A 22,621-nucleotide genomic window follows, 5' to 3' on the forward strand; every position below is an offset into this window, starting at 1 on the left:
GGGCACGGCCTCCGCCCGGCCCCGTGCGGAGCAGGCCGTCAGCCCGCCGGGCCCGCCACCACGGCCACGGGGGACGTCAGCGGCGTGCCCGAGCCGTCGCGACGTGGATCGGGCTCGGGCAACTGCGCCGGGGAGCCGTTCTTCTGAGCGGCACGGGCCGGTGCGGCGCCCGCCCAGGCCAGCACCAGCAGGTCCTCCCCCTTCAGGAACCGCTGGCACCGCACACCACCGGTGGCGCGGCCCTTGCGCGGGTACTGGTCGAACGGGGTCAGCTTGGCCGTGGTGGGCCCGTCGTCCAAGGTCCCCTGCGAGCCGGCCACGGTGAACACCACCGCGTCCGAGGCCGGGTCGACCGCGGTGAAGGACACCACGGAGGAGCCCTGGGCGAGCTTGATGCCCGCCATACCGCCCGCGGCCCGGCCCTGCGGCCGCACCTGGGAGGCCGGGTAGCGCAGCAGCTGGGCGTCGGAGGCGATGAACACCAGGTCCTCCTCGCCCGTGCGCAGCTCGGTGCCGCCGACGATCCGGTCGCCGTCGCGGAGGGCGATGACCTCCAGCTCGTCCTTGTTCGAGGGATAGTCCGGCACCACCCGCTTGACCACGCCCTGGAGGGTGCCGAGGGCGAGCCCCGGGGAGGACTCGTCGAGCGTGGTGAGGCAGACGACGTCCTCGTCCGCCTCCAGCGACAGGAACTCCGCCAGCTGGGCGCCGCCCGCCAGGTTCGGCCCGGCGGCCGTGTCCGGAAGCTGCGGCAGGTCGATCACCGGCAGACGCAGCAGGCGCCCCGTGGAGGTCACCGCGCCCACCTCGCCGCGCTGTGTCGCGAGGACGGCCGAGACGACCACGTCGTGCTTGGACCGCCGGCCCTCACCGACCGCCAGGGGCTCGGCGGTGGCCGTCCGGGCCAGCAGGCCGGTGGAGGACAGCAGCACCCGGCAGGGGTCGTCCGCGACCTGGAGCGAGGCCGCCGGGGCCGGGGCCCCCGCCGACTCCAGCAGCACCGTGCGGCGCGGGGTGCCGAACTTCTTCGCCACCGAGGCCAGTTCGGACGAGACCAGCTTGCGCAGCTCGGCGTCCGAGTCCAGGATCCGGGTCAGCTCCTCGATCTCGGAGGTGAGCCGGTCCCGCTCGGCCTCCAGCTCGATGCGGTCGAACTTCGTCAGACGGCGCAGCGGCGTGTCCAGGATGTACTGCGTCTGGACCTCGCTGAGCGAGAAGCGCTCGATCAGCCGCTCCTTGGCCTGCGCCGAGTTCTCGCTGGAGCGGATCAGCCGGATGACCTCGTCGATGTCGACCAGCGCGACCAGCAGGCCCTCCACCAGGTGCAGCCGGTCCCGCCGCTTGCCGCGCCGGAACTCGCTGCGCCGCCGCACCACGTCGAAGCGGTGGTCCAGGTAGACCTCCAGCAGCTCCTTCAGCCCCAGCGTGAGCGGCTGGCCGTCGACCAGGGCGACGTTGTTGATGCCGAAGGACTCCTCCATCGGCGTCAGCTTGTAGAGCTGCTCCAGCACGGCCTCCGGGATGAAGCCGTTCTTCACCTCGATGACCAGGCGCAGGCCGTGCTCGCGGTCGGTGAGGTCCTTGACGTCGGCGATCCCCTGGAGCTTCTTCGAGCCGACCAGGTCCTTGATCTTGGCGACGACCTTCTCCGGGCCGACGGTGAAGGGGAGTTCGGTCACCACCAGGCCCTTGCGGCGTGCCGTGACCGTCTCCACGGAGACCGTGGCCCGGATCTTGAAGGTCCCGCGGCCGGTCTCGTAGGCGTCCCTGATGCCGTTCAGGCCGACGATCCGGCCGCCGGTGGGCAGGTCGGGGCCGGGCACATGGCGCATCAGCGTCTCGAGGTCGGCGTTCGGGTGCCGGATCAGGTGCCGCGCCGCGGCGACGACCTCGGAGAGGTTGTGGGGCGGCATGTTCGTCGCCATGCCGACCGCGATGCCCGAGGCGCCGTTCACCAGCAGGTTCGGGTACGCCGCGGGCAGGGCGACGGGCTCCCGCTCCTGGCCGTCGTAGTTGGACTGGAAGTCGACCGTGTCCTCGTCGATCGACTCCGTCATCAGCCCCGTGGCGTCGGCCATCCGGCACTCGGTGTAGCGCATCGCGGCGGGCGGGTCGTCGTTGCCGAGGGAGCCGAAGTTGCCGTGGCCGTCGACCAGGGGAAGGCGCATGGAGAAGGGCTGCGCCATGCGCACCAGGGCGTCGTAGATCGAGGCGTCGCCGTGCGGGTGCAGCTTGCCCATGACCTCGCCGACGACCCGCGCGCACTTCACGTAGCCGCGGTCGGGGCGCAGGCCCATCTCGTTCATCTGGTAGACGATGCGGCGGTGCACCGGCTTCATGCCGTCCCGCGCGTCCGGCAGTGCCCGTGAGTAGATCACCGAGTACGCGTACTCGAGGAAGGAGCCCTGCATTTCGTCCACGACGTCGATGTCGAGGATCCTCTCCTCGAACGCCTCCGGCGGTGGGGTCTTCGTGCTGCGGCGGGCCATCGCGGCTGCTGCTCCTTCACGTACCAGTGTGGATCCGACGCGCACCATTGTGGACCGTCCCGCCGACAACGCCCTCACGACCCGGAAGAGGGACGCGGAGGCCGGACGGGAACTTCGCCACCCGCTGGTGCGCTTGCATAGGGTGGCAGGACTCTTTCACATCGCGATCGAAGGGACGTACATGCCCATGGGTCACACGGCCACAGGCCAGGCCGGCTCCGGCGGCCTGACAGCGACCGAGCATCGGCTGGCCAACGGCCTGCGCGTGGTGCTCTCCGAGGACCACCTGACCCCGGTCGCCGCGGTGTGCCTCTGGTACGACGTGGGCTCCCGCCACGAGGTCGAGGGGCGCACCGGGCTGGCGCACCTCTTCGAGCACCTCATGTTCCAGGGCTCGGGGCAGGTGAAGGGCAACGGCCACTTCGAGCTCGTCCAGGGGGCCGGCGGCTCCCTCAACGGCACCACGAGCTTCGAGCGGACCAACTACTTCGAGACCATGCCCGCGCACCAGCTGGAGCTCGCCCTCTGGCTGGAGGCCGACCGCATGGGCTCGCTGCTCGCCGCACTCGACGACGAGTCCATGGAGAACCAGCGCGACGTCGTCAAGAACGAGCGCCGACAGCGCTACGACAACGTTCCCTACGGCACCGCCTTCGAGCGCCTGACGGCCCTCGCCTACCCCGAGGGCCACCCCTACCACCACACCCCGATCGGCTCGATGGCGGACCTGGACGCGGCGACCCTGGAGGACGCCCGGGCCTTCTTCCGCACCTACTACGCCCCGAACAACGCGGTGCTGTCGGTCGTCGGGGACATCGACCCCGAGCAGACCCTGGCGTGGGTCGAGAAGTACTTCGGGTCGATCCCCGGTCACGACGGCAAGCACCCGCCGCGCGACGGCTCCCTGCCGGACGTCATCGGCGCGCAGTTGCGCGAGGAGGTCGTCGAGGAGGTCCCGGCGCGCGCGCTGATGGCCGCCTACCGCCTTCCGCACGACGGCACCCGCGCGTGCGACGCGGCCGACCTCGCCCTCACCGTGCTCGGCGGCGGCGAGTCGTCCCGCCTGCACAACCGGCTGGTCCGCCGCGACCAGACGGCCGTGGCCGCCGGGTTCGGCCTGCTCCGCCTGGCCGGCGCGCCCTCGCTCGGCTGGCTCGACGTGAAGACCTCGGCCGGTGTCGAGGTACCGCGGATCGAGGCCGCCGTCGACGAGGAACTCGCCCGCTTCGCCGCGGAGGGACCGACTCCGGAGGAGATGGAGCGCGCCCAGGCCCAGCTGGAACGCGAGTGGCTGGACAGGCTGGGCACCGTGGCAGGCCGCGCCGACGAGCTGTGCCGCTACGCCGTGCTCTTCGGGGACCCCCAGCTGGCCCTCACCGCGGTGCAGCGGGTGCTGGACGTCAGCGCGGAGGAGGTGCAGGCGGTCGCCAAGGCCAGGCTGCGCCCGGACAACCGGGCGGTGCTGGTCTACGAGCCGCTGGCCGCCGACGAGTCGGCGGAGAACGCCGCAGAGACCGACGAGCCCGCACAGAACGTTGCGACCGAGGGGGCCGACCAGTGAGCGACGCTGCCGTGACCATGGACTTCCACCCGCAGCCCACCGCCGGGGAGCCCCGGCCCTGGGCGTTCCCCGCCCCCGAGCGCGCCACCCTGGACAACGGCCTGACGGTGCTGCGCTGCGACCGTCCCGGCCAGCAGGTCGTGGCGGTCGAGGTACTGCTCGACGCGCCGCTGGACGCCGAGCCGGAGGGTCTCGACGGCGTCGCCACGATCATGGCCCGGGCGCTCTCCGAGGGCACCGACCGCCACAGCGCCGAGGAGTTCGCCGCCGAGCTGGAGCGCTGCGGGGCCACGCTCGACTCGATGGCCGACCATCCCGGTGTGCGGGTCTCCCTGGAGGTGCCCGCCTCCCGGCTGCCCAAGGCGCTCGGGCTGCTGGCCGACGCCCTGCGTGCCCCGGCCTTCGACTCCGGCGAGGTCGACCGCCTGGTCCGCAACCGCCTGGACGAGATCCCCCACGAGATGGCCAACCCGGCCCGCCGTGCGGCCAAGCAGCTCTCCGCCGAGCTGTTCCCGGCGGCGCTGCGCATCTCCCGCCCCCGGCAGGGCACCCAGCAGACCGTCTCCCGGATCGACGCGGCCGCGGTGCGGGCCTTCTACGAGGCCCATGTCCGGCCCGCCACGGCCACCGCCGTGGTCGTCGGCGACCTCACGGGTCTCGACGTGGACGCCGTGCTCGCCGGGACCCTGGGCGCCTGGACGGGTGACAAGGCGGCGCAGCGCCCCGTCCCCGCGGCCACCGCCGACGACACCGGCCGTGTGGTGATCGTGGACCGGCCCGGGGCCGTGCAGACCCAACTGCTGATCGGGCGCGTCGGCCCCGACCGCCATGACAGCGTCTGGGCGGCGCAGGTGCTCGGCACCTACTGCCTCGGCGGCACCCTGACCTCCCGCCTGGACCGGGTCCTACGCGAGGAGAAGGGCTACACCTACGGGGTGCGCGCCTTCGGGCAGGTGCTGCGCTCCGCGCCGGACGGCTCCGGGGCCGCGCTGCTGGCGATCAGCGGGTCCGTGGACACGCCCAACACGGGCCCGGCCCTGGACGACCTGTGGAAGGTGCTGCGGACGCTCGCCTCCGAGGGGCTGACGGACGCCGAGCGGGACGTGGCCGTGCAGAACCTTGTCGGTGTCGCGCCGCTGAAGTACGAGACGGCCGCCTCCGTGGCGGCCACCCTTGCGGACCAGGTGGAGCAGTTCCTGCCCGACGACTACCAGGCGAGGCTGTACGCGCGGCTCGCGGGGACGGGGACCGTGGAGGCGACCGCGGCCGCGGTCGGCGCCTTCCCGGTCGACCGCCTGGTCACCGTGCTCGTCGGCGACGCCTCCGCGATCCGGGAGCCGGTGGAGGCCCTGGGGATCGGAGAGGTGACGGTGGTCGCGGGCTGACCGCCGCCCGCGTACGGGGGGACGGGTCCTCGGGCGTCTGCCCGGATCCGAGGGCCCGTCCCCTATGTCCTGAATGAGCGATTGATCTGGCTCTTTGGCGTAAGTGGCGTTATGTCATGTGGCGTGTATGACAAAAGCCCTTGTCCGTTTGGTGATGGGCCCTCCGACTGCCTAGCGTCGGTCCGGCTGTCCGCCCCGTACCTGCCGCACCGGCGGCACCGGACAGTCATCGCCGAGTCCCCGCAGGGTGTGAGCCCGGGGAGCCGGGGACCCAACTCCCCGCCCGTGGAGGGCGGCGGAGCGTTCTCCCTGGGGTGAATCGGGGGCCTTCGTCCGCGGAGGCGCCCGTAGGAGACCTTCCTGCTCCGAACCCGTCAGCTAACCCGGTAGGCGAGACGGAAGGAAAGGATCCGCCTCTCCATGGCGTTCACCCGTGCCACCGGGAAGCATCGTGCCCCGAGCCGCCTGACGCGCAGGACCGCGAGCCTCGCCGGTGCCGCCACGCTCGCCACCACCGGCGTCGTGGGCGGTCTCGCCTCCCCGGCCCTCGCGGCCGAGCCCCTGGCGGCCACCCCCGAGGACACCGGTCTGACGCAGGTCATCTCCGTGGAGACCTCGCTCGCCGACGAGATAGCCGACCAGGCCGCCGCGCAGCGCGAGGCCGCCGAGGAGGCCGCGGCGAAGCGGCGCGCCGCCGCCAAGGCCCGGGCCGAGGCCGAGCGCCGGGCCGAGGAGCGCGCCAGGGAGCTGCGCGAGGCCGAGGAGCGCGCCGCCCGTGAGGCCGAGCGCAAGCGCCTGAACGCCTACCGCCTCCCGGTGGCGGGCTCCCATGTGACCACCGGCTACCAGGCCGGCGGCGCCCTGTGGTCCTCGGGCAGCCACTCCGGTGTCGACTTCCGGGCCCCGATGGGCAGCTCCGTGGTCGCCGTCGGCGCCGGCACCGTCGTCGAGGCCGGCTGGGGCGGCGCGTACGGCAACAACGTGGTGATCCGGATGGACGACGGCACCTTCACCCAGTACGGGCACCTGTCCTCCGTCGGCGTCGGGGTGGGCCAGCGGGTCGCGCCGGGCCAGCAGATCGGCCTCTCCGGCTCCACCGGCAACTCCACCGGCCCGCACCTGCACTTCGAGGCGCGGACGACGGCGGAGTACGGCTCCGACATCGACCCCGTCGCCTACCTCCGCTCCCACGGCGTCGGCGTCTGACCCCCTGCGGCCCGCCCCGTCCGGGTGGGCCGCCCGCACCGGGCCGCCGTCCCGTCCCCGTGCGCCGGGCGGTCCGCACCGCGGACGGCCCCTCCGGCCCGCGGCGGTCTGGGCCGGATCCGTGTCCCGGCCCTCACCCGTGCCCCTGCCTTCACCCGTCCGGTGTCCCCTCGGCGGGGGTCCTCCCGTCCCTCGCGGGGAGGGCCTCCGCCGTCGCGGCCGACTGTTCCACCGATTCCGGCCAAAAGGCCAGAAGATTATGTGTGGATTCCGGTCGCCCTTCGGAAAACCCCGCCGACTGGAATAGAGTCACGGGACACGCGTCAGCCGGCGCTGGTTTCGTGCGGATACGGCGGAGGTTCGGTCATGCGCATTCCCGCGCACTCTGTATGCACGGCTATTCGCGACGACATCGTCTCCGGCGTCTTCCGGCGCGGCAGCCGCCTGACCGAGGAGCAGCTCGCCCGCCGCTACGGCGTCTCCCGCGTCCCTGTCCGCGAGGCCCTGCGGACCCTTGAGTCGGAGGGGTTCGTGGTGACCCGGCGGCACGCCGGGGCGCATGTCTGCGAGCCCACCGAGCAGGAGGCCGCCGACCTGCTGGAGGTCCGCACCCTGCTGGAGCCCCTCGGCGCGGCCCGTGCGGCCCAGCGGCGCAGCGAGGCGCATCTGAGGGTCCTGAGGGGCCTGGTCCGGCTGGGGCAGGACCGCGCCCGGCGCGGTCAGGGCGAGGATCTCAGGTCCCTCGGCACCTGGTTCCACGAGACGCTCGCCCAGGCCAGCGCGAGCCCCGGGCTGATCGCCCTGCTGACCCAGCTGCGCCACAAGGTGGCGTGGATGTACGCGGTCGAGCCCGCGGCGGCACCCGTCGAGGAGTGGGTGGAGCACGGCGCCATCGTGGACGCGGTCGCCCGGGGCGACGTGGAGCGCGCCCGCGCCCTGACGGCCCTGCACGCGGAGCGGTCCGCAGCGGCCCACCGGCTCCGCCGCGTGGAGCCCGTGAGGACCTCGCAACATTCCGTAAACACCGAACGCGTCCGCACGTAACACGAGGTCCGTATACAAAGGGGTGACGGGGGAGGGGCGTCCTTGCGATGCCCTCCCGGAATTGCGTGTATTTCCGTCGCGCCGGGTGCGTTGCTTCGCATGAATTCACGGCCCTGGATCGCGGGGGAATTCATCCGGGGAATTGCGGTGCCGCGTGCGGCGGCCGGCCGGTATCCGCGCCGGCGGTGGACGGTGGAGGGACCCCCGGACCCGGCGGACCACGGAGGTGTGCGCACCGCAGGGCGGCCCGGACCGGCAGTGAGCCGCGGCACCCTCCGGGGTGCCGCGGCTCACCGGGCGCGGACGTGCGGACGGCCGCCGGGGCCGCCCGCTGCGGTCAGACCGTCTCGGGCAGCTCGTCGAGGCCCTCGGCGACCAGCTTGGCCAGGCGGTCGAGCGCGGCGTCGGCGTCGGTGGCCTCGGAGGCGAGCACGATCTCCTCGCCGCCCTTGGCGCCGAGCCCCAGCACGGCCAGCATCGAGGCGGCGTTGACCGGGGCGCCGTCCGCCTTGGCGATGGTCACGGGGACCCCGGAGGCCGTGGCGGCACGGACGAAGATGGACGCGGGGCGGGCGTGGAGGCCCTCGGCCCAGCCGACATTGACGCGACGCTCAGCCATGGTGTTGCCCTTCGAGTGCTACGGGTTGTCTAGACCAGTGTGGCATACGGTCCGGCGTGCCCCCGCCGGGGCGGGAGCCCTCCCGGTCAAGGGGCGGACGGGCCTCAGCCTGCCCCCGGCCGCCCCGGTACGCGAGCGCAGGTACCGCCGTACGCTTGGCCCATGCCCACGCGGACCGAGCCGGAGCACGCCTACCCCGACCACTGGGAAGCCGACGTCGTGCTGCGCGACGGCGGGACGGCCCGCATCAGACCCATCACCCCCGCCGACGCCGACCGGCTCGTCAGCTTCTACGAGCAGGTCTCCGACGAGTCGAAGTACTACCGCTTCTTCGCCCCCTATCCCCGCCTGTCCGACAGGGACGTGCACCGCTTCACCCACCACGACTACGTGGACCGGGTGGGCCTGGCCATGGCCGCGGGGGACGAGTTCATCGCGACGGTCCGCTACGACCGCGTCGACGAGCGGGGCCGTCCGGCCGCCTACCCGGCCGACTCGGCCGAGGTCGCCTTCCTGGTCCAGGACGCCCACCAGGGCCGGGGGGTGGCCTCCGCGCTCCTGGAGCACATCGCCGCCGTCGCCCGGGAGCGGGACATCCGCCGCTTCACGGCCGAGGTCCTGCCCGCCAACACCAAGATGATCAAGGTCTTCCGGGACGCGGGCTACACCCAGCGGCGCAGCTTCGAGGACGGCTCCGTCCATCTCACTCTCGACCTGGAACCCACCGCGAAGTCCCTCGCCGTCCAGCGCGGGCGCGAGCTGCGCGCCGAGGCGCGCTCCGTGCAGCGGCTGCTCGCCCCCCGCTCGGTGGCCGTGGTCGGCGTGAGCCGCCGTCCCGGCGGGGTGGGCCGGACCACGCTGGGCAACCTGCTGGCCTCCGGCTTCACCGGCCGCCTCCACGCCGTCAACCGTGCCTTCCCCGAGGACCTGCGCACGGTCGACGGCGTCGCTGCGGTCCGGTCGCTGGGCGAGATCGGCGAGCCGGTGGACCTCGCGGTCGTCGCCGTCCCCGCGGAGCGCGTCCCCGAGGCGGTCGCCGACTGCGGTGAGCACGGCGCCCAGGGGCTGGTGGTGCTCAGCGCGGGGTATGCCGAGAGCGGCGCCGAAGGGCGGGAACGCCAGCGCGAACTCGTGCGCCAGGCCCGCTCGTACGGCATGAGGATCATCGGCCCCAACGCCTTCGGGATCATCAACACCGCCGAGGAGGTCCGCCTCAACGCCTCGCTGGCCCCCCGGTCACCCGCCCCGGGGCGGATCGGCCTCTTCACCCAGTCCGGTGCGATCGGCATCGCGCTGCTCGCCGGTCTGCACCGGCGCGGTGCGGGGCTGTCCTCCTTCATCTCCGCGGGCAACCGCGCGGACGTCTCCGGCAACGACATCCTCCAGTACTGGCACGAGGACCCCGGGACCGACGTGGTCCTCCTCTACCTGGAGTCGATCGGCAACCCCCGCAAGTTCACCCGGCTCGCCCGCCGCACGGCCGCGGTCAAGCCGGTGGTCGCGGTCAAGGGCGCGCGGCACACCGGGAGCGCGCCGCCCGGCCACGCCGTCCCCGCGACCCGGATCCCGGACGCCACGGTCGGCGCCCTGCTGCGCCAGGCGGGCGTCATCCGCGTCGACACGGTGACCGAGCTCGTGGACGCGGGGCTGCTGCTGGCGGGCCAGCCGCTGCCCGCCGGACCGAGGGTGGCGATCCTCGGCAACTCGGAGTCGCTGGGCCTGCTCGCCTACGACGCCTGCCTCACCGAGGGCCTGCGCCCCCTGCCGCCCGTCGACCTCACCACCTCGGCGACCCCGGCCGACTTCCGCGCCGCCCTTGCCACCGCCCTCGACGACGGCGCCTGCGACGCGGTCATCGTCACCGCCATCCCCTGGGTGGAGGAGCCCGGTGCCACCGAGCCCGGCGACGGCGGATCCGGCGACGGCGAGGTCCTCGCGGAGGCCCTCACCGACGCGGCGGCCGCGGGCCCGGCCAAGCCGGTCGCCGTGGTCCATGTGGAGATGGGCGCCCTGGCCGACGCCCTGTCGGCGGCCACCCGCACCAGGCCGCGCGCCCGGCCGGAGCCCGCTGCGCCCCCGGGCGGCCCGGAACCGGACGCGACCGCCCCCGGCAGCCGCCCCGTGGCTCCCGAGCCCCGCCCGGCCGCCGCGGAACCCGCCGGAGGCGACGCCAACAGCGATGGCGACGGCGGCGGCGACGGCAGCAGTGACGGCGGCGGACCGGTGGCCGGCCAGGGGACCGGCACCACCGGCGCCCACCCCCGCCACCGTCCGCTCGGCGCCCGCTCCTGGCTCGGCCGCCTGCGCACCGACCGCCGGCCGCCCGCCCCGGACACCGCCGCTCCCCGCGCGGCCGGCGGGGACGGCACGGCCCCGCGCGCGGCGGACACGGGGAGCGCTCGGAGCCCGCAGAACGCGCAACGCCCCGCGGACGCCCCCCGCACCCCGGACGCCTCCCGCACCCCGGACGCCTCCCGCCCCGCGGACGTCTCCCGCCCCGCCGTCCCCGGATACGCGCCGACCGTGTGGCGGATCCCCGCCTACCCCGCCGCCGAGCGAGCGGTGCGCGCCCTGGCCGAGGCCGCCCGGTACGCCGAGTGGCGCCGCCAGGCCGCCGAGCCGGGCCGTGTCCCCGAGTACGAGGACGTCGACGAGGGCGCCGCGGCCGCACTGATCGAGGCGCTTCTGGACCGGGAGGGCGACCACCGCGGCTTCAGCCTCGCCCCCGCGGACGCCCGGGCGCTGCTCGCCCACTACGGCATCGCCGTGCGGCACGCCCTGCCCGCCTCCGACCCCGACTCGGCCGCGGACGCCGCGGCCCGCCTCGGCTACCCGGTGGCCCTGAAGACCACCGCGCCGCACCTGCGGCACCGCGCCGACCTCGGCGGAGTCCGCCTGGACCTCGCCGACGAGGGGCAGCTGCGCCAGGCGTACGAGGAGCTGACCGACGCACTCGGCCGGGCGGCCGAGCTCCAGCCCGTCGTCCAGGCCATGGTGCCGCGCGGCGTGGACACCGTCGTGCGGGCCGCCATCGACCCGGCGGTGGGCTCCGTGCTGTCCTTCGGACTCGCCGGGGCTCCCTCCGAACTCCTCGGCGACACCGCCCACCGCCTGGTCCCGGTGACCGACCGCGACGCGGCCGAGCAGATCCGCAGCATCCGCACCGCCCCCCTGCTGTTCGGCTGGCGGGGCGCGGCCCCGGTGGACACGGCCGCTCTGGAGGGGCTTCTGCTGCGGGTGTCGCGGCTGGTCGACGACCACCCGGAGATCGTGTCCGTCTCCCTGGAACCGGTCGTCGTGTCGCCGCACGGCCTGTCGGTGCTCGACGCCTCCGTCCGGCTGGCGCCGCCGCCCGCCCGCACCGACCTGGGGCCGCGCAGCCTTCCCAGCTACTGACGCCACAGGGCCCGGCCCGGGGTCCGCCGCCACCGGGCGGCCCCGGACCGCGGGATCCGGCGGGGCGCCAACGGGGTCCGCCCGGCCCCTTAGGATGGACGGCATGGCGAAGACCGGCACGACGACCCAGGGGCTGCGCGCGGCGATCGAGCGCAGCGGCTACTACCCGGCCCTCGTGGCCGAGGCGGTGGAGGCCGCCGTCGGCGGGGAGGCGATCTCCTCGTACCTCGTGCACCAGGAGACGACCTTCGACGCCAACGAGGTCCGCCGCCATGTCACCGTCCTCGTGCTGACGGGCAAGCGCTTCATCGTCAGCCACACCGACGAGCAGGCCGCCGACTCCGACTCGCCCACCCCGTACGCCACCACGTCCACGGAGTCGGTGAAGCTCGACCGGATCTCCTCCGTCGTCGTCAGCCGCGTCGTCTCCAACCCCGAGTCGTACACCCCGGGCACCCTGCCCCGCGAGGTCGTGCTGACCATCGGCTGGGGCGCGGTCTCCCGGATCGACCTCGAACCCGCCGCCTGCGGCGACCCCAACTGCGAGGCCGACCACGGCTACACCGGCAGCACCACCGCCGACGACCTGAGCCTGCGGGTGAGCGAGGCCGGCGACGGCCCCGACACCGTCCGCCAGACCCTCGCCTTCGCCCAGGCGATCTCCGAGGCCACGGCGGCCACCCGCTGATGGTCCAGCCCGCGCACAGCGCACTCTGGCCGGACGAGCCCGCCCCGCTGCCGCTCGACGGGGCCCCGGTGCCCGAGTACGGCACCGGATCCCTGGCGGACCTCCTGCCGACGCTCGCCGCGGGGCAGTCGGTACCCGGTTTCGAGCCGCGCATCCGGGAGCTGGCCCCCGCGGACCGCAACTGCGTGTTCCTCGTCGACGGCCTCGGCTGGGAGCAGATCAGGTCCCACCCCGACGAGGCCCCGTTCCTGACCTCGCTGCTCGGCGGGTCGCGGGGCGGCACGGGACGGCCGATCACGGCCGGGTTCCCGGCGACGACCGCCACCTCCCTCGCCTCCGTCGGCACCGGCACCGAACCCGGCCGCCACGGCCTGCCCGGCTACACGGCCCGCAACCCCGACACGGGCGAGCTGATGAACCAGCTCCGCTGGAAGCCGTGGACCGACCCGCACGCATGGCAGCCCCACCCCACGGTCTTCCGGCTGGCCGACGCGGCGGGCGTCCATACGGCGCAGGTGTCCTCGCCCGCCTTCGAGCACACCCCGCTCACCCGGGTCGCGCTCAGCGGAGGAACGTTCCACGGGCGGCTGACCGGCGAGGAGCGCATGGACCTCGCGGCCGAGCAGCTCGCCGCCGGGGACCGCTCCCTCGTCTACACGTACTACAGCGAGGTCGACGGCAAGGGGCACCGCTTCGGGGTGGACTCCGACGCCTGGCGCGGCCAGCTGATGTACGTGGACCGGCTCGCCCAGCGGCTGGCCGAGCAGCTGCCGCCGCGCTCCGCCCTGTACGTCACCGCGGACCACGGCATGATCGACATCGCCTTCGACGAGGAGTCGCGGATCGACTTCGACGAGGACTGGGAGCTGCGCGCCGGAGTGGCCCTGCTCGGTGGTGAGGGGCGTGCCCGCCATGTGTACGCGGTGCCCGGAGCCGAGGCGGACGTGCTGGCCGTCTGGCAGGAGGTGCTGGGCGACCGGTTCTGGGTCGCCGGCCGGGACGAGGCCGTGGCCGCGGGCTGGTTCGGCCCCCGCGTGGACGGCCGGGTCCTCGGCCGCATCGGCGATGTCGTCGCCGCGGCCTGTGAGGACGTCGTGATCACCGCCTCGGTGGGGGAGCCGCACGAGTCCGCGATGGTCGGCATGCACGGCTCGATGACCCCCGTCGAGCAGCTGGTGCCCCTCCTCGAAGTCCGTACCTGACCCGCCGCCCCGTCCCCTCGCCGCCGCACCCCCCTCCGCAGACCCGAAAGGCCGTCGTCCCCTCATGCCCGAGCTGGTGTTCTTCTCCGGAACGATGGACTGCGGGAAGTCCACCCTCGCGCTCCAGATCGAGCACAACCGCTCGGCCCGGGGCCTGCAGGGCATGATCTTCACCCGGGACGACCGGGCGGGCGCGGGCAAGCTGTCGTCCCGGCTGGGCCTGGTCACCGAGGCGGTCGAGGCGACGCCTGCGCTGGACCTCTACGCCTTCGTCGTGGATCTCATGTCGCGCGGCGGCAAGACCGACTACGTCATCGTGGACGAGGCCCAGTTCCTGGTCCCCGACCAGATCGACCAGCTCGCCCGGATCGTCGACGAGCTCAACCTCGACGTGTTCGCCTTCGGTATCACCACCGACTTCCGCACCAAGCTCTTCCCGGGTTCCCAGCGCCTGATCGAGCTGGCCGACCGGGTCGAGACCCTCCAGGTCGAGGCGATGTGCTGGTGCGGCGCCCGCGCCACGCACAACGCCCGCACGGTGGGCGGGGAGATGGTCGTCGACGGGGAGCAGGTGGTGGTGGGAGACGTGGGCGGGGCCGCGGAGGAGGTCGGGTACGAGGTGCTGTGCCGACGCCACCACCGCAGGCGGATGACGAGCGCGACCTCGCGGGCGGCGGCGCTGTCGCCCGACGTGCTGCCGGTCACCTCGCACTGACCTTCGCCTCACCGAGCCGCAGCCGGCCCGCCCGCCTGCCCGCCGAGGCTACGCGGCTTGTGTGCCGGGGCGTTTGAAGACCTGGCGGCCGTGCCAGAGGACGAACTGCGGGTCGACGGTGGGCCGTCCGGGGCGGGGGACGGCGACCGGTTGCCCGTGGAGGCCGTCGACGGCCCGGCCCGCCGGGCCGCGGGCCACGTACAGCTCGGAGACCTGGATGCGCAGGTCGGGCAGAAGGCCCAGGACGCCGATGTCGAAGAGGGCATGGTGCAGGGAGCACAGGGCCAGGCCGTTGTCTACTTCGTCGGGGCCGTCCAGGCTGTGCCAGCGTACGTGCGCGGCCTCCAGGCCGACGGGGTTTCGGCCGAGGGCGCCGTCGAAGCCGCAGAACGCGCAGGCGTACGCGTAGGCATGCAACACCTCCTCGGCGAACCCGGCCCGACGCCGGCGTCGCTTCCGTTCGGCCGAGGTGTGTGCCCTGTCGTCGAGGCCGGGGGCGAGGTCGAGCCCGACGGCGTCGCAGATGGGCCCCTCCAGCGTGGGGGTGAAATGCTGCTCCAGCAGAAGGCGCACGGCCGCGCTCAGCGTGCCCGGTTCGGCCAGCAGCTTCTCGACATCGGGGCGAAGACGGCCATGCGCCCCTCGGGCCCGCAGCGCGCTGCCCCGCTCCGGCGCGTCGGGGCCGATGACGTGTCCGTCCCGGTCCCGCAGCTCCCACACCCGGCGCTCCAGGTGCACGAACGGCATCGCCGCCCGCTCCCGTGCTCGCGAGGGGCTTGTGACGGCCGGCCCGAAGTCGTTGATCAGCCGGCTGACCGGCTCCTCGGCCTCGTCGTACGAGACGGCCGTGCTCCCGAGTTCGGCGAACCGTCCGAGCAGCCACAGCACGAGAAGCGGTTTGTGCGGCGCCCGCCGTCCACCCGTCTGCGCCCGCCGTAGCGACGACAGTGCGCTGAGCAGCTCTTCCCGCGTCATGGACCCCCCCGTATTCGAAGCCCCTTCACCCTGCGCCGTGATTCTCGCAAAGCCCCTTCCGGGGCAGGCTCCTGGGCCGGCTACGCGTGGGGCGGGACGAGCCGTCGTGCGCGTGCCCGGGCGTGGGGCATGCAGGCCACTGTGGCCGGTGTCCGCCACGTAGCCGCAACTCGCGGTCCTGAGCGGAGCCCGGCTGCGACCGGAGTCGCCCTCCGGCCCAGCGGTTCTGCAGATGCTGGGCTCTGGCCGCGCGTCCCCGGAGGGAGCTGCGCTGGAACGAGCGGGGGCCTGCCGGGCCCCGTGGGGAGGGTCGGGGGCCCGGGCTGCCAGCCGCGGATCCTGCGCCCGAAGTCCGTGCCGGGTCCGGGCAGCGCGTCGGCGACCCGGCCGCCGGAGTCCCTTCCTCGCGGACGCGCGGTCCTCGGCGGGCTCAGGTGCGCCGCTGGACCACCGACAGGACCGCGCCCTCCGGGTCCGCGATGGTGGCCTCCACCCCGCCCGCGCCCCGGGCGGGCGGGATGTCCATCCTGCCGCCGAGCTCGACGGCCCGGCGGGCCGCCCCGGCGGCGTCCTCCACCTCGAACCAGGTCATCCAGGACGGTCCCCGGGTGCGCAGCAGCGCACGGTCGGCCGTGCGCACCGACGCCACGCGCCGCCCGTCGGCGAAGAGGGTCACCCGATCCCGCCCCTCGGGCCCGGTGGCCCGCGCCTCCACCCCGAAGACCATCTCGTAGAACTTGGCCACCCCGGCGTCCCAGGTGAGGAGTTCGTGCCACACGGCCGTCCCGGGGCCGCCGTGGACCGCCGCCCCGAGGTGCGCGGCCCGCTGCCAGGCGCCGAACACCGCCCCGGACGGGTCCGCGCCGATGAGCAGGCGCCCCGCGGCGCCCGCGTCCAGCGGGCCGACGCCCACCGTCCCGCCGCAACTGCGCACGGCCTCGGAGGTGGCGCCCGCGTCGGCGGTGGACAGGTACGGGGTCCAGGCCACCGGCAGGTCCCGGTCGGCGGGCAGCCGCCCGATGCCGGCCACCTCCCGTCCGTCGCGTACGGCACGGACGTAGGGCCCCAGTTGCCCGGGACCCGGTTCGAACTCCCAGCCGAACAGCGCGGCGTAGAAGTCCTGCGTCGCCTCGACGTCGTGCACCATCAGACTGACCCAGCAGGGTGCGCCGGGCGTGTGCCGAGTCGCCTCGGTCATCGTCATCGTCTCCTCGGACCATCGTGGTGGCCGTACAAGGGGCGGGCGCGCGGGCCGTTGTGCGGAGGGCGTGCCGCCCGGGCCCGGCCGCCGGTCCGGTGCCGCCGGTCGTCAGGGCCCGCGCAGATGGTGCCACCACCGGGGGCGCCGGGCGCCCGGGCCGCGCCGTGTTTGGCGGGTTCCCGACGCCGGCGGAACGTTCCGGCGCCACCTGCCGTCCCCGGGCGGCCGGAAGCCGGTGCGCGGTGGGGCAGGATGGCGGTATGACACCCATCGTCTCCGCAGCCGATCTCGCCGCCGAGCTGGCCGGCCCCGTGCCGCCGGTGCTGCTCGACGTCCGCTACCAGCTGGGCGGCCCGCACGGCCGACCCGCCTACGAGGCCGGGCACATCCCGGGAGCCGTCTTCGTCGACCTCGACGCCGATCTCGCGGGGCCGCCCGGCGAGGGAGGCCGGCACCCGCTGCCGGACCCCGGGGCCTTCGGCGCGGTGATGCGCCGGGCGGGCGTCCGCGCGGGCGCCCCCGTCGTGGTCTACGACGGGGACAAGGGGTGGGGCGCGGCCCGGGCGTGGTGGCTGCTGCGCTGGTCGGGCCACAGGGACGTCCGGGTCCTCGACGGCGGCCTGGCCGCCTGGACGGGCGACCTGGAGAAGGACGTCCCGGTCCCCGCGGAGGGCGACTTCACGCCCCGCCCCGGTGCACTCCCGCTGCTGGACGCCGACGGTGCGGCGGAGTGCGCCCGCACCGGCCTGCTGCTGGACGCCCGTGCGGGGGAGCGCTACCGGGGCGAGGTCGAGCCGATCGACGCCGTCGCGGGGCACATCCCGGGCGCGGTCTCCGCGCCGACGGGGGAGAACCTGGACGAGGCGGGGCGTTTTCTGCCCCCGGCGCGGCTGGCGGCCCGCTTCGCGGCGCTCGGAGCGGGGGTGGCCACGGCGACGGTGGGCGTGTACTGCGGCTCCGGTGTCTCGGCCGCCCAGCAGGCCATTGCTCTCGAACTGGCCGGTTTCGTCCCGGCGTTGTACGCGGGCTCCTGGTCCGAGTGGTCCCGGGACCCGGCCCGGCCGGTGGCGACGGGCGCCGCTCCGGCATGACGGCGGGGGCCCCTCCGCAGGGCGCGGGGCCGGGCCCGCATCCCCGTCCGCGCACCGGTGCGCGGACGGGGAGTGCTCACTCCTGCTTCTTGCGCCGGGTGCCGAAGACGATCTCGTCCCAGCTCGGGACCGCCGCCCGGCGGCCGGGCCGGACGCCGTCCGCCTCCGCCTGACGGTCCGTCGTCCCGGTCAGGCGGTCCCGGTGCCCGGCCACCGAACGCGGCATCAGCACGTCCGCGTAGGCGGAGCCCGCACCGGCGGAGGCGGCGGGCGCGACCTGCTCCTCGTCCGCCTCGTCCTCCTGCGCGGGTTCGAGTTCGATCGCCGTCGGCTCCTCCGAGGGGCGCTCCGGCACCACCATGTCCCCGCGGAAACTGGGCACGGCCTCCAGCAGGCTGGTCAGGGAGTCGCGCTCGCCCTCGTCCTCCGGTTCGGCGGAGGGTCCGCGCTCGGCCGGCCGGTCCGGCCCCCGGTCCAGCGGCCGGTCCCGCGGCAGCCGGGCGATACGCGGCACGAACGGGAAGCTCGGCTCCTGGGCGAGGGAGTCGTCGGTCTCCCCGATGAGGGAGCGCGCCTCGTCGTCCACGGCCTGGACGAGTCGCCGGGGAGGGTCGTAGGTCCAGCTCGCGGCATGCGGTTCACCGGCCACCCGGTAGACGAGCAGGACCTCCCAGGTGCCGTCGTCCCGGCGCCAGGAGTCCCACTGGACGCTCTCGCGGTCCGCGCCGCGCAGCAGCAGCCGCTCCTGCACCGCCTCGCCGAGCTGCGGTCCGGTGTTCTCGCCGGGCCGCCGTACGGGGGTCTTGCGGGCGCGTTCGGCCATGAAGGCGCGCTCCGCCAGGACTGGGCCCTCGAAACGGCGCACCCGCTCGACGGGGATCCCGGCGAGCTGGGCCACCTCCTCCGCGGAGGCGCCGGCCCGTATCCGCGCCTGGATGTCCCGGGGGCGGAGATGGCTCTCCACCTCGATCTCGATCTGGCCGAGCCGGGCGCGGTCGTTGCGCACCGCCGCCCTGAGCCGCTCATCGATCGGAAGCGTGTATTCCGTGCTGTCCGCAGCCTTGAGCACCAGTCGTGTGCCGTCGTTGGAGACGGCCACGACACGCAGTTCGGGCATGGGGACCTCCCGGGTGGTGCCTGCCGACGTCACCTGCGTCGCTGCTTCCGCTAGTCGAGTGTGGCCTGCCCGGGTGCAGCCTGCCACAACCTTGCCGAGTTGCCCGGCGTGTCGGGCACAGGCCCGTTACCGTCGGTATGGCACGGTCATCTATTGGGCCACTCAGAGTCACCACTGCTCACTCTGGGCGATAGATTCCCGTGCGGTGCCGCGGCGCCGCCGGATCGAGCGCCGCTTTCGGCCCCCAACCTGGGTCCGCACGCCGCAAGACGCTCAGGCCCAGGGTTCGCCACAGTACTCCATTCGGGCCATCAGGGTGGACTGCCGCGCCGCCCGACTTCCTTCGTGTGGCGCAAGCCCGCCCACGGCCTCCGGGTTGCCCGGGTGGTGTGGTTCACAGAACCGCCGCAAGCGGAACTATCCGCTTCGCTCATCTGTCATCAGAAGGTGCAGGAAGGGCAGAGGGGCGAACAGGGGATGGAGATGCGACACACCGGAGAGAGCGGGGCGAACCGCCGCGACGAGCCGGAGGGGCGGCCCGCCGGGGCGCCGCGCCGCATCGAGCTGAGCGTCCCCCAGGTCGCGGGCAGTGCGCTCGCCGCCGTCGCGGCGGCCGTGCTCGCCTCCCGGCTGGGCGTCTACGGGACCATCGTCGGCGCGGGCGTGGTCAGCATCGTGGCGACCTGCGGCGGCCCCCTCTTCCAGCACCTCTTCAGCCGGACCGGCGAACAGCTCCGGGTGGCCGCGGACCCGCGGGGCCGGCGTCCGCGCCGCCCGGAGGGCGGCCGTCCGGCCGTGGCGCGGACCGCCGTTGCGCGGGGCGCCGCGGCTCCGGAGGAGGACGGGTTCGGGGCCCCGAGCACCCACGGGACCCGGATGCGCGGGTGGAAGCGCCCGGTCGCCGCCGCCGCGGTCGTCTTCGGCGTCACCATGGCGGGCATCACGGCCTGGGAACTCGCCGCCGGGCAGGAGCTCGGCGGCGGGAACGGGACCACCGTCGGCAGCGCCCTGCGCGGGGGCGGCGGGACGGGCGGGGACTCCGGCCCCCGGCCGGACGGCACCGACCCCGCCCCCTCCGGCGGTCCCTCGGCACCGGTCCCGTCCGGTGGCGGAACCGGCGGAACCGGCGGGACCCCGGGCGGCACCGGCCGGCCCGGCACGGACCCGGCCCCGCCTTCCACGCCCTCCGGCGAGCCCGGGGAGGAGGCGGACGGCAGCACCGCGCCCACCCCCTCGCCCACCACTCCGCCGCCCGCCACCGACCCGGAGCCCTCTCCCACCGCCACGGAGACCGCCCCCTCCGGCACGGAGACCGCCCCCTCCGGCGGACCCGGGGACGGGGCCTCCCCGTCCCCCGGCGGGTGAGGCGGGTCAGTCGCCCAGCACCCGCCGCAGATAGGGGTTGTGGAACAGGCGGCCGGGGTCCAGCCGGTCGCGCAGTGCGGTGAACTCCGTGAAGCGCGGGTAGACCTCGGACAGGTACGCCGCGTCCCGCGTGTGGATCTTGCCCCAGTGCGGACGCCCTCCATGGGCGGTCAGGATCCGCTCCGCCGCGGTGAAGTACGCCCGGTACGGCGTTCCCCGGTACATGTGGACCGCCACATAGGCGCTCTCCCGGCCCGAGGCCGTCGACAGGGTGATGTCGTCCGCGGGGGCGGTGCGCACCTCGACGGGGAAGCCGATCCGCAGCGGCGACCGCTCCACCATCGCCCGCAGCTCGCGCAGCGCCGCCACCACGGCCTCGCGCGGCAGGGCGTACTCCATCTCCACGAACCGCACCCTGCGGGGAGATGTGAAGACCTTGTAGGGGATGTCCGTGTACGTCCGGGCGGACAGGGCGCGACTGGACAGGCGCGCCATCGCGGGCACGGCCGCCGGAACGGCCCGCCCCAGCGAACACAGCAGCTGGAAGGCCCCGTTGGAGAGCAGTTCGTCCTCGATCCACGCCCCGACCGCCCCGGGCGGCGCCGCCGGTCCCGCACTGCGGTTGTTGCGCTTGGTGTTGCACCTGCCGGTGTGCGGGAACCAGTAGAACTCGAAGTGCTCGTTCTCCGCGTGCAGGGCGTCGAACTCCTCCAGCACCCGTTCGAAGGGCATCGGCTCCTCCCGCGCGGTGAGCAGGAAGACCGGCTCCACCGCGAAGGTGACGGCGGTGATCACACCCAGCGCCCCGAGCCCCACCCGGGCCGCCGCGAACACCTCGGGGTTCTCCTGCGCCGAGCAGCTCAGCACCGACCCGTCCGCGGTCACCAGCTCCAGCGCCCGGACCTGCGCCGCGATCGAGGCGGAGTCGCGCCCCGTCCCGTGGGTGCCGGTGGAGATCGCCCCGGCGACGGTCTGGGCCATGATGTCGCCCATGTTGGTGAGCGAGAGCCCTTCGCGGTCGAGGGCCTCGTTCAGCCGCCGCAGCGGGGTGCCGGACTCGACGGTCACCGTCATCGCCGACCGGTCGATCCGCCGGATGCCCGTCAGCAGGTCGGGCCGTATCAGCAGCCCGTCCGTGGCGGCGATCGACGTGAACGAGTGGCCCGTGCCGACGGTCTTCACCCGCAGCCCGTCCTCGGCGGCCCGCCGCACGGCCTCCCCGAGTTCGGCGGCGGACGCGGGGCGCGCCTCCCGCCGGGGGGTCACCGCGACGGTGCCCGCCCAGTTACGCCACGTGCTCCGTCCGGCCCTCTGATCGGCCAGAGTTGCGCTCACGCTGTACCTCCTGCGTCGGCACCGGCCTGCGCAGCCGGCGGTACCCGAGGAACGCCACCACGACCGCGAACGCTCCCGACAGCCCGGGCACCGCGTACGCGGCAGCCGCCCCGTGCGCGTCGACGAACCAGCCGGCTCCCGACGACCCGAGGGCGATACCGACCGCGAGCCCCGTACCCGTCCAGGACATGCCCTCGGTCAGCTTGCTGCGCGGTACGTGCGCCTCGACGAGGGCCATGGTGGTGACCATCGTCGGAGCGATGGCGAGGCCCGCGAGGAAGAGCGCCACGGCCAGGAACGGCAGGCTCCCGGCCAGTTGGAGGGGGATCATACTCACGGCCATGGCGCAGACCCCCACCACCCACCGGCGGGAGGGCTCGCCCTTGAGGTGCAGCAGCCCGAACACGGCGCCCGCGAGGCAGGATCCGAGCGCGTAGACGGCCAGCACCCAGCTGGCCGAGGACTTGCTGCCCAGTTCCTCGGCGAAGGCCACGGTCACCACGTCCACGGCGCCGAAGATGGCCCCGGTGGCGACGAACGCGACCACCAGCACCTGCAGTCCCGGGGAGCGCAGCGCCGAACCGCCGCTGTGGCGGTCCGCCGGGTGCGGCACCGGTTCGGTGGCGCGCTGGGCCGTCAGCCACCAGACGCCGACGAGCAGGAAGGCGCAGGCGAGCACCGGGCCCGCGGCCGGGAACCACATCGTGGAGAGCCCGATCGACACGATCGGGCCGAAGATGAAGCACACCTCGTCGACGACCGACTCCACCGAGTAGGCCGTGTGCAGCTCCCGCGGGCGCCCCTGGTAGATCGCCGCCCAGCGGGCCCGCGTCATGGCGCCGACGCTGGGCACGCAGCCGGCGGCCGCCGCGAAGGCGAACAGCGTCCAGTCGGGGGCTCCCGACTCCGCGCAGACCAGCAGGCCGGTCACGGCGGCGAGCGCCAGCAGGGTCGCCGGACGCAGCACCCGGCGCTGGCCGTGCCGGTCCACCAGGCGCGAGACCTGGGGGCCGAGGACGGCGGCCGACAGGGCCAGGGTCGCCGTCAGGGTGCCCGCCAGGCCGTACCGGCCGGTCAGCTCCGAGATCATGGTCATGATGCCGATGCCCATCATGGACAGCGGCATCCGGCCGACGAAGCCCGCGGCGGAGAACCCGAGGGTGCCGGGGGAGGCGAAGACCGCGCGGTAAGGACTGGGCACTGGGGACTCCGGTAAGGCGTGTGGGCAGCCT

General features: G+C 74.5%; 17 protein-coding genes and 1 riboswitch. Of the genes, 10 read left to right on the forward strand and 7 right to left on the reverse strand.

Going from position 1 to position 22,621, the window contains the following annotated elements; genetic code table 11:
• Positions 1–38: 38 nt before the first annotated feature.
• Complete coding sequence (locus tag ACGF15_RS10905) at positions 39–2,489, reverse strand: DNA topoisomerase IV subunit A (RefSeq protein WP_362610425.1); 2,451 nt, start codon at positions 2,487–2,489, stop codon at positions 39–41.
• Between the two features lie 181 nt (positions 2,490–2,670).
• On the opposite strand from ACGF15_RS10905, the gene ACGF15_RS10910 reads away from it, so the two are divergent.
• The 4 genes from ACGF15_RS10910 to ACGF15_RS10925 all read left to right on the forward strand — a co-directional run bounded on the left by ACGF15_RS10910 (position 2,671) and on the right by ACGF15_RS10925 (position 7,685).
• The gene (locus ACGF15_RS10910; protein WP_345614008.1) at positions 2,671–4,050 is read left to right on the forward strand and encodes a pitrilysin family protein; all 1,380 of its coding nucleotides are present in this window, start codon (positions 2,671–2,673) and stop codon (positions 4,048–4,050) included.
• Between the two features lie 17 nt (positions 4,051–4,067).
• Positions 4,068–5,435, forward strand: a complete 1,368-nt coding sequence (locus tag ACGF15_RS10915) for a pitrilysin family protein (RefSeq protein WP_345614009.1) — start codon at positions 4,068–4,070, stop codon at positions 5,433–5,435.
• A gap of 220 nt (positions 5,436–5,655) precedes the next feature.
• Positions 5,656–5,843: riboswitch (cyclic di-AMP (ydaO/yuaA leader) on the forward strand.
• 12 nt (positions 5,844–5,855) lie between these two features.
• The gene (locus ACGF15_RS10920; RefSeq protein ID WP_345613873.1) at positions 5,856–6,641 is read left to right on the forward strand and encodes a M23 family metallopeptidase; all 786 of its coding nucleotides are present in this window, start codon (positions 5,856–5,858) and stop codon (positions 6,639–6,641) included.
• 366 nt (positions 6,642–7,007) lie between these two features.
• Positions 7,008–7,685 carry a GntR family transcriptional regulator gene (locus ACGF15_RS10925; protein ID WP_345613874.1) on the forward strand — a complete coding sequence of 226 codons (678 nt, stop codon included), beginning with the start codon at positions 7,008–7,010 and terminating at the stop codon, positions 7,683–7,685.
• Between the two features lie 337 nt (positions 7,686–8,022).
• On the opposite strand, the gene ACGF15_RS10930 is transcribed toward ACGF15_RS10925, so the two are convergent.
• On the reverse strand, positions 8,023–8,304 hold the full coding sequence (locus tag ACGF15_RS10930) for an HPr family phosphocarrier protein (RefSeq protein ID WP_345613875.1): 282 nt from the start codon (positions 8,302–8,304) through the stop codon (positions 8,023–8,025).
• Between the two features lie 162 nt (positions 8,305–8,466).
• On the opposite strand from ACGF15_RS10930, the gene ACGF15_RS10935 reads away from it, so the two are divergent.
• The 4 genes from ACGF15_RS10935 to ACGF15_RS10950 all read left to right on the forward strand — a co-directional run bounded on the left by ACGF15_RS10935 (position 8,467) and on the right by ACGF15_RS10950 (position 14,305).
• Positions 8,467–11,700, forward strand: coding sequence for a GNAT family N-acetyltransferase (locus ACGF15_RS10935; RefSeq protein WP_392797844.1), 3,234 nt, complete (start codon positions 8,467–8,469; stop codon positions 11,698–11,700).
• Between the two features lie 103 nt (positions 11,701–11,803).
• Positions 11,804–12,388, forward strand: coding sequence for a DUF5998 family protein (locus ACGF15_RS10940; RefSeq protein ID WP_345613876.1), 585 nt, complete (start codon positions 11,804–11,806; stop codon positions 12,386–12,388).
• The gene (locus ACGF15_RS10945) at positions 12,388–13,590 is read left to right on the forward strand and encodes a nucleotide pyrophosphatase/phosphodiesterase family protein (RefSeq protein ID WP_345613877.1); all 1,203 of its coding nucleotides are present in this window, start codon (positions 12,388–12,390) and stop codon (positions 13,588–13,590) included. Before ACGF15_RS10940 ends, ACGF15_RS10945 begins: the two co-directional genes overlap by 1 nt.
• Before the next feature lie 64 nt (positions 13,591–13,654).
• Complete coding sequence (locus tag ACGF15_RS10950; RefSeq protein ID WP_345613878.1) at positions 13,655–14,305, forward strand: thymidine kinase; 651 nt, start codon at positions 13,655–13,657, stop codon at positions 14,303–14,305.
• A gap of 48 nt (positions 14,306–14,353) precedes the next feature.
• Here ACGF15_RS10950 and ACGF15_RS10955 read toward each other — a convergent pair whose 3' ends face one another.
• Together ACGF15_RS10955 and ACGF15_RS10960 are read right to left on the reverse strand one after the other, a co-directional pair.
• The gene (locus ACGF15_RS10955; RefSeq protein WP_345613879.1) at positions 14,354–15,280 is read right to left on the reverse strand and encodes a phosphorothioated DNA-binding restriction endonuclease; all 927 of its coding nucleotides are present in this window, start codon (positions 15,278–15,280) and stop codon (positions 14,354–14,356) included.
• Between the two features lie 430 nt (positions 15,281–15,710).
• Positions 15,711–16,484, reverse strand: a complete 774-nt coding sequence (locus ACGF15_RS10960) for a VOC family protein (protein ID WP_392797849.1) — start codon at positions 16,482–16,484, stop codon at positions 15,711–15,713.
• A 257-nt stretch (positions 16,485–16,741) separates the two neighbouring features.
• Between ACGF15_RS10960 and ACGF15_RS10965 the strand changes: the two genes are divergently transcribed.
• Complete coding sequence (locus tag ACGF15_RS10965; protein ID WP_392797852.1) at positions 16,742–17,572, forward strand: sulfurtransferase; 831 nt, start codon at positions 16,742–16,744, stop codon at positions 17,570–17,572.
• A 76-nt stretch (positions 17,573–17,648) separates the two neighbouring features.
• Here the strand turns inward: ACGF15_RS10965 and sepH are convergent, their stop codons facing one another.
• Positions 17,649–18,689: a septation protein SepH gene (gene sepH / locus ACGF15_RS10970; protein ID WP_256525652.1), complete on the reverse strand. Its 1,041-nt coding sequence runs from the start codon at positions 18,687–18,689 to the stop codon at positions 17,649–17,651.
• A 483-nt stretch (positions 18,690–19,172) separates the two neighbouring features.
• Between sepH and ACGF15_RS10975 the strand changes: the two genes are divergently transcribed.
• Positions 19,173–20,054, forward strand: coding sequence for a hypothetical protein (locus ACGF15_RS10975; protein WP_392797855.1), 882 nt, complete (start codon positions 19,173–19,175; stop codon positions 20,052–20,054).
• Positions 20,055–20,060: 6 nt separating this feature from the next.
• On the opposite strand, the gene ACGF15_RS10980 is transcribed toward ACGF15_RS10975, so the two are convergent.
• On the reverse strand, positions 20,061–21,389 hold the full coding sequence (locus ACGF15_RS10980) for a D-arabinono-1,4-lactone oxidase (RefSeq protein WP_392797858.1): 1,329 nt from the start codon (positions 21,387–21,389) through the stop codon (positions 20,061–20,063).
• On the reverse strand, positions 21,340–22,590 hold the full coding sequence (locus tag ACGF15_RS10985) for an MFS transporter (protein ID WP_345613884.1): 1,251 nt from the start codon (positions 22,588–22,590) through the stop codon (positions 21,340–21,342). Before ACGF15_RS10985 ends, ACGF15_RS10980 begins: the two co-directional genes overlap by 50 nt.
• Between the last annotated feature and the right edge of the window lie 31 nt (positions 22,591–22,621).

Source organism: Streptomyces sp. NPDC048001 (genome assembly GCF_043203115.1).
Lineage (GTDB): Bacteria > Actinomycetota > Actinomycetes > Streptomycetales > Streptomycetaceae > Streptomyces > Streptomyces sanyensis.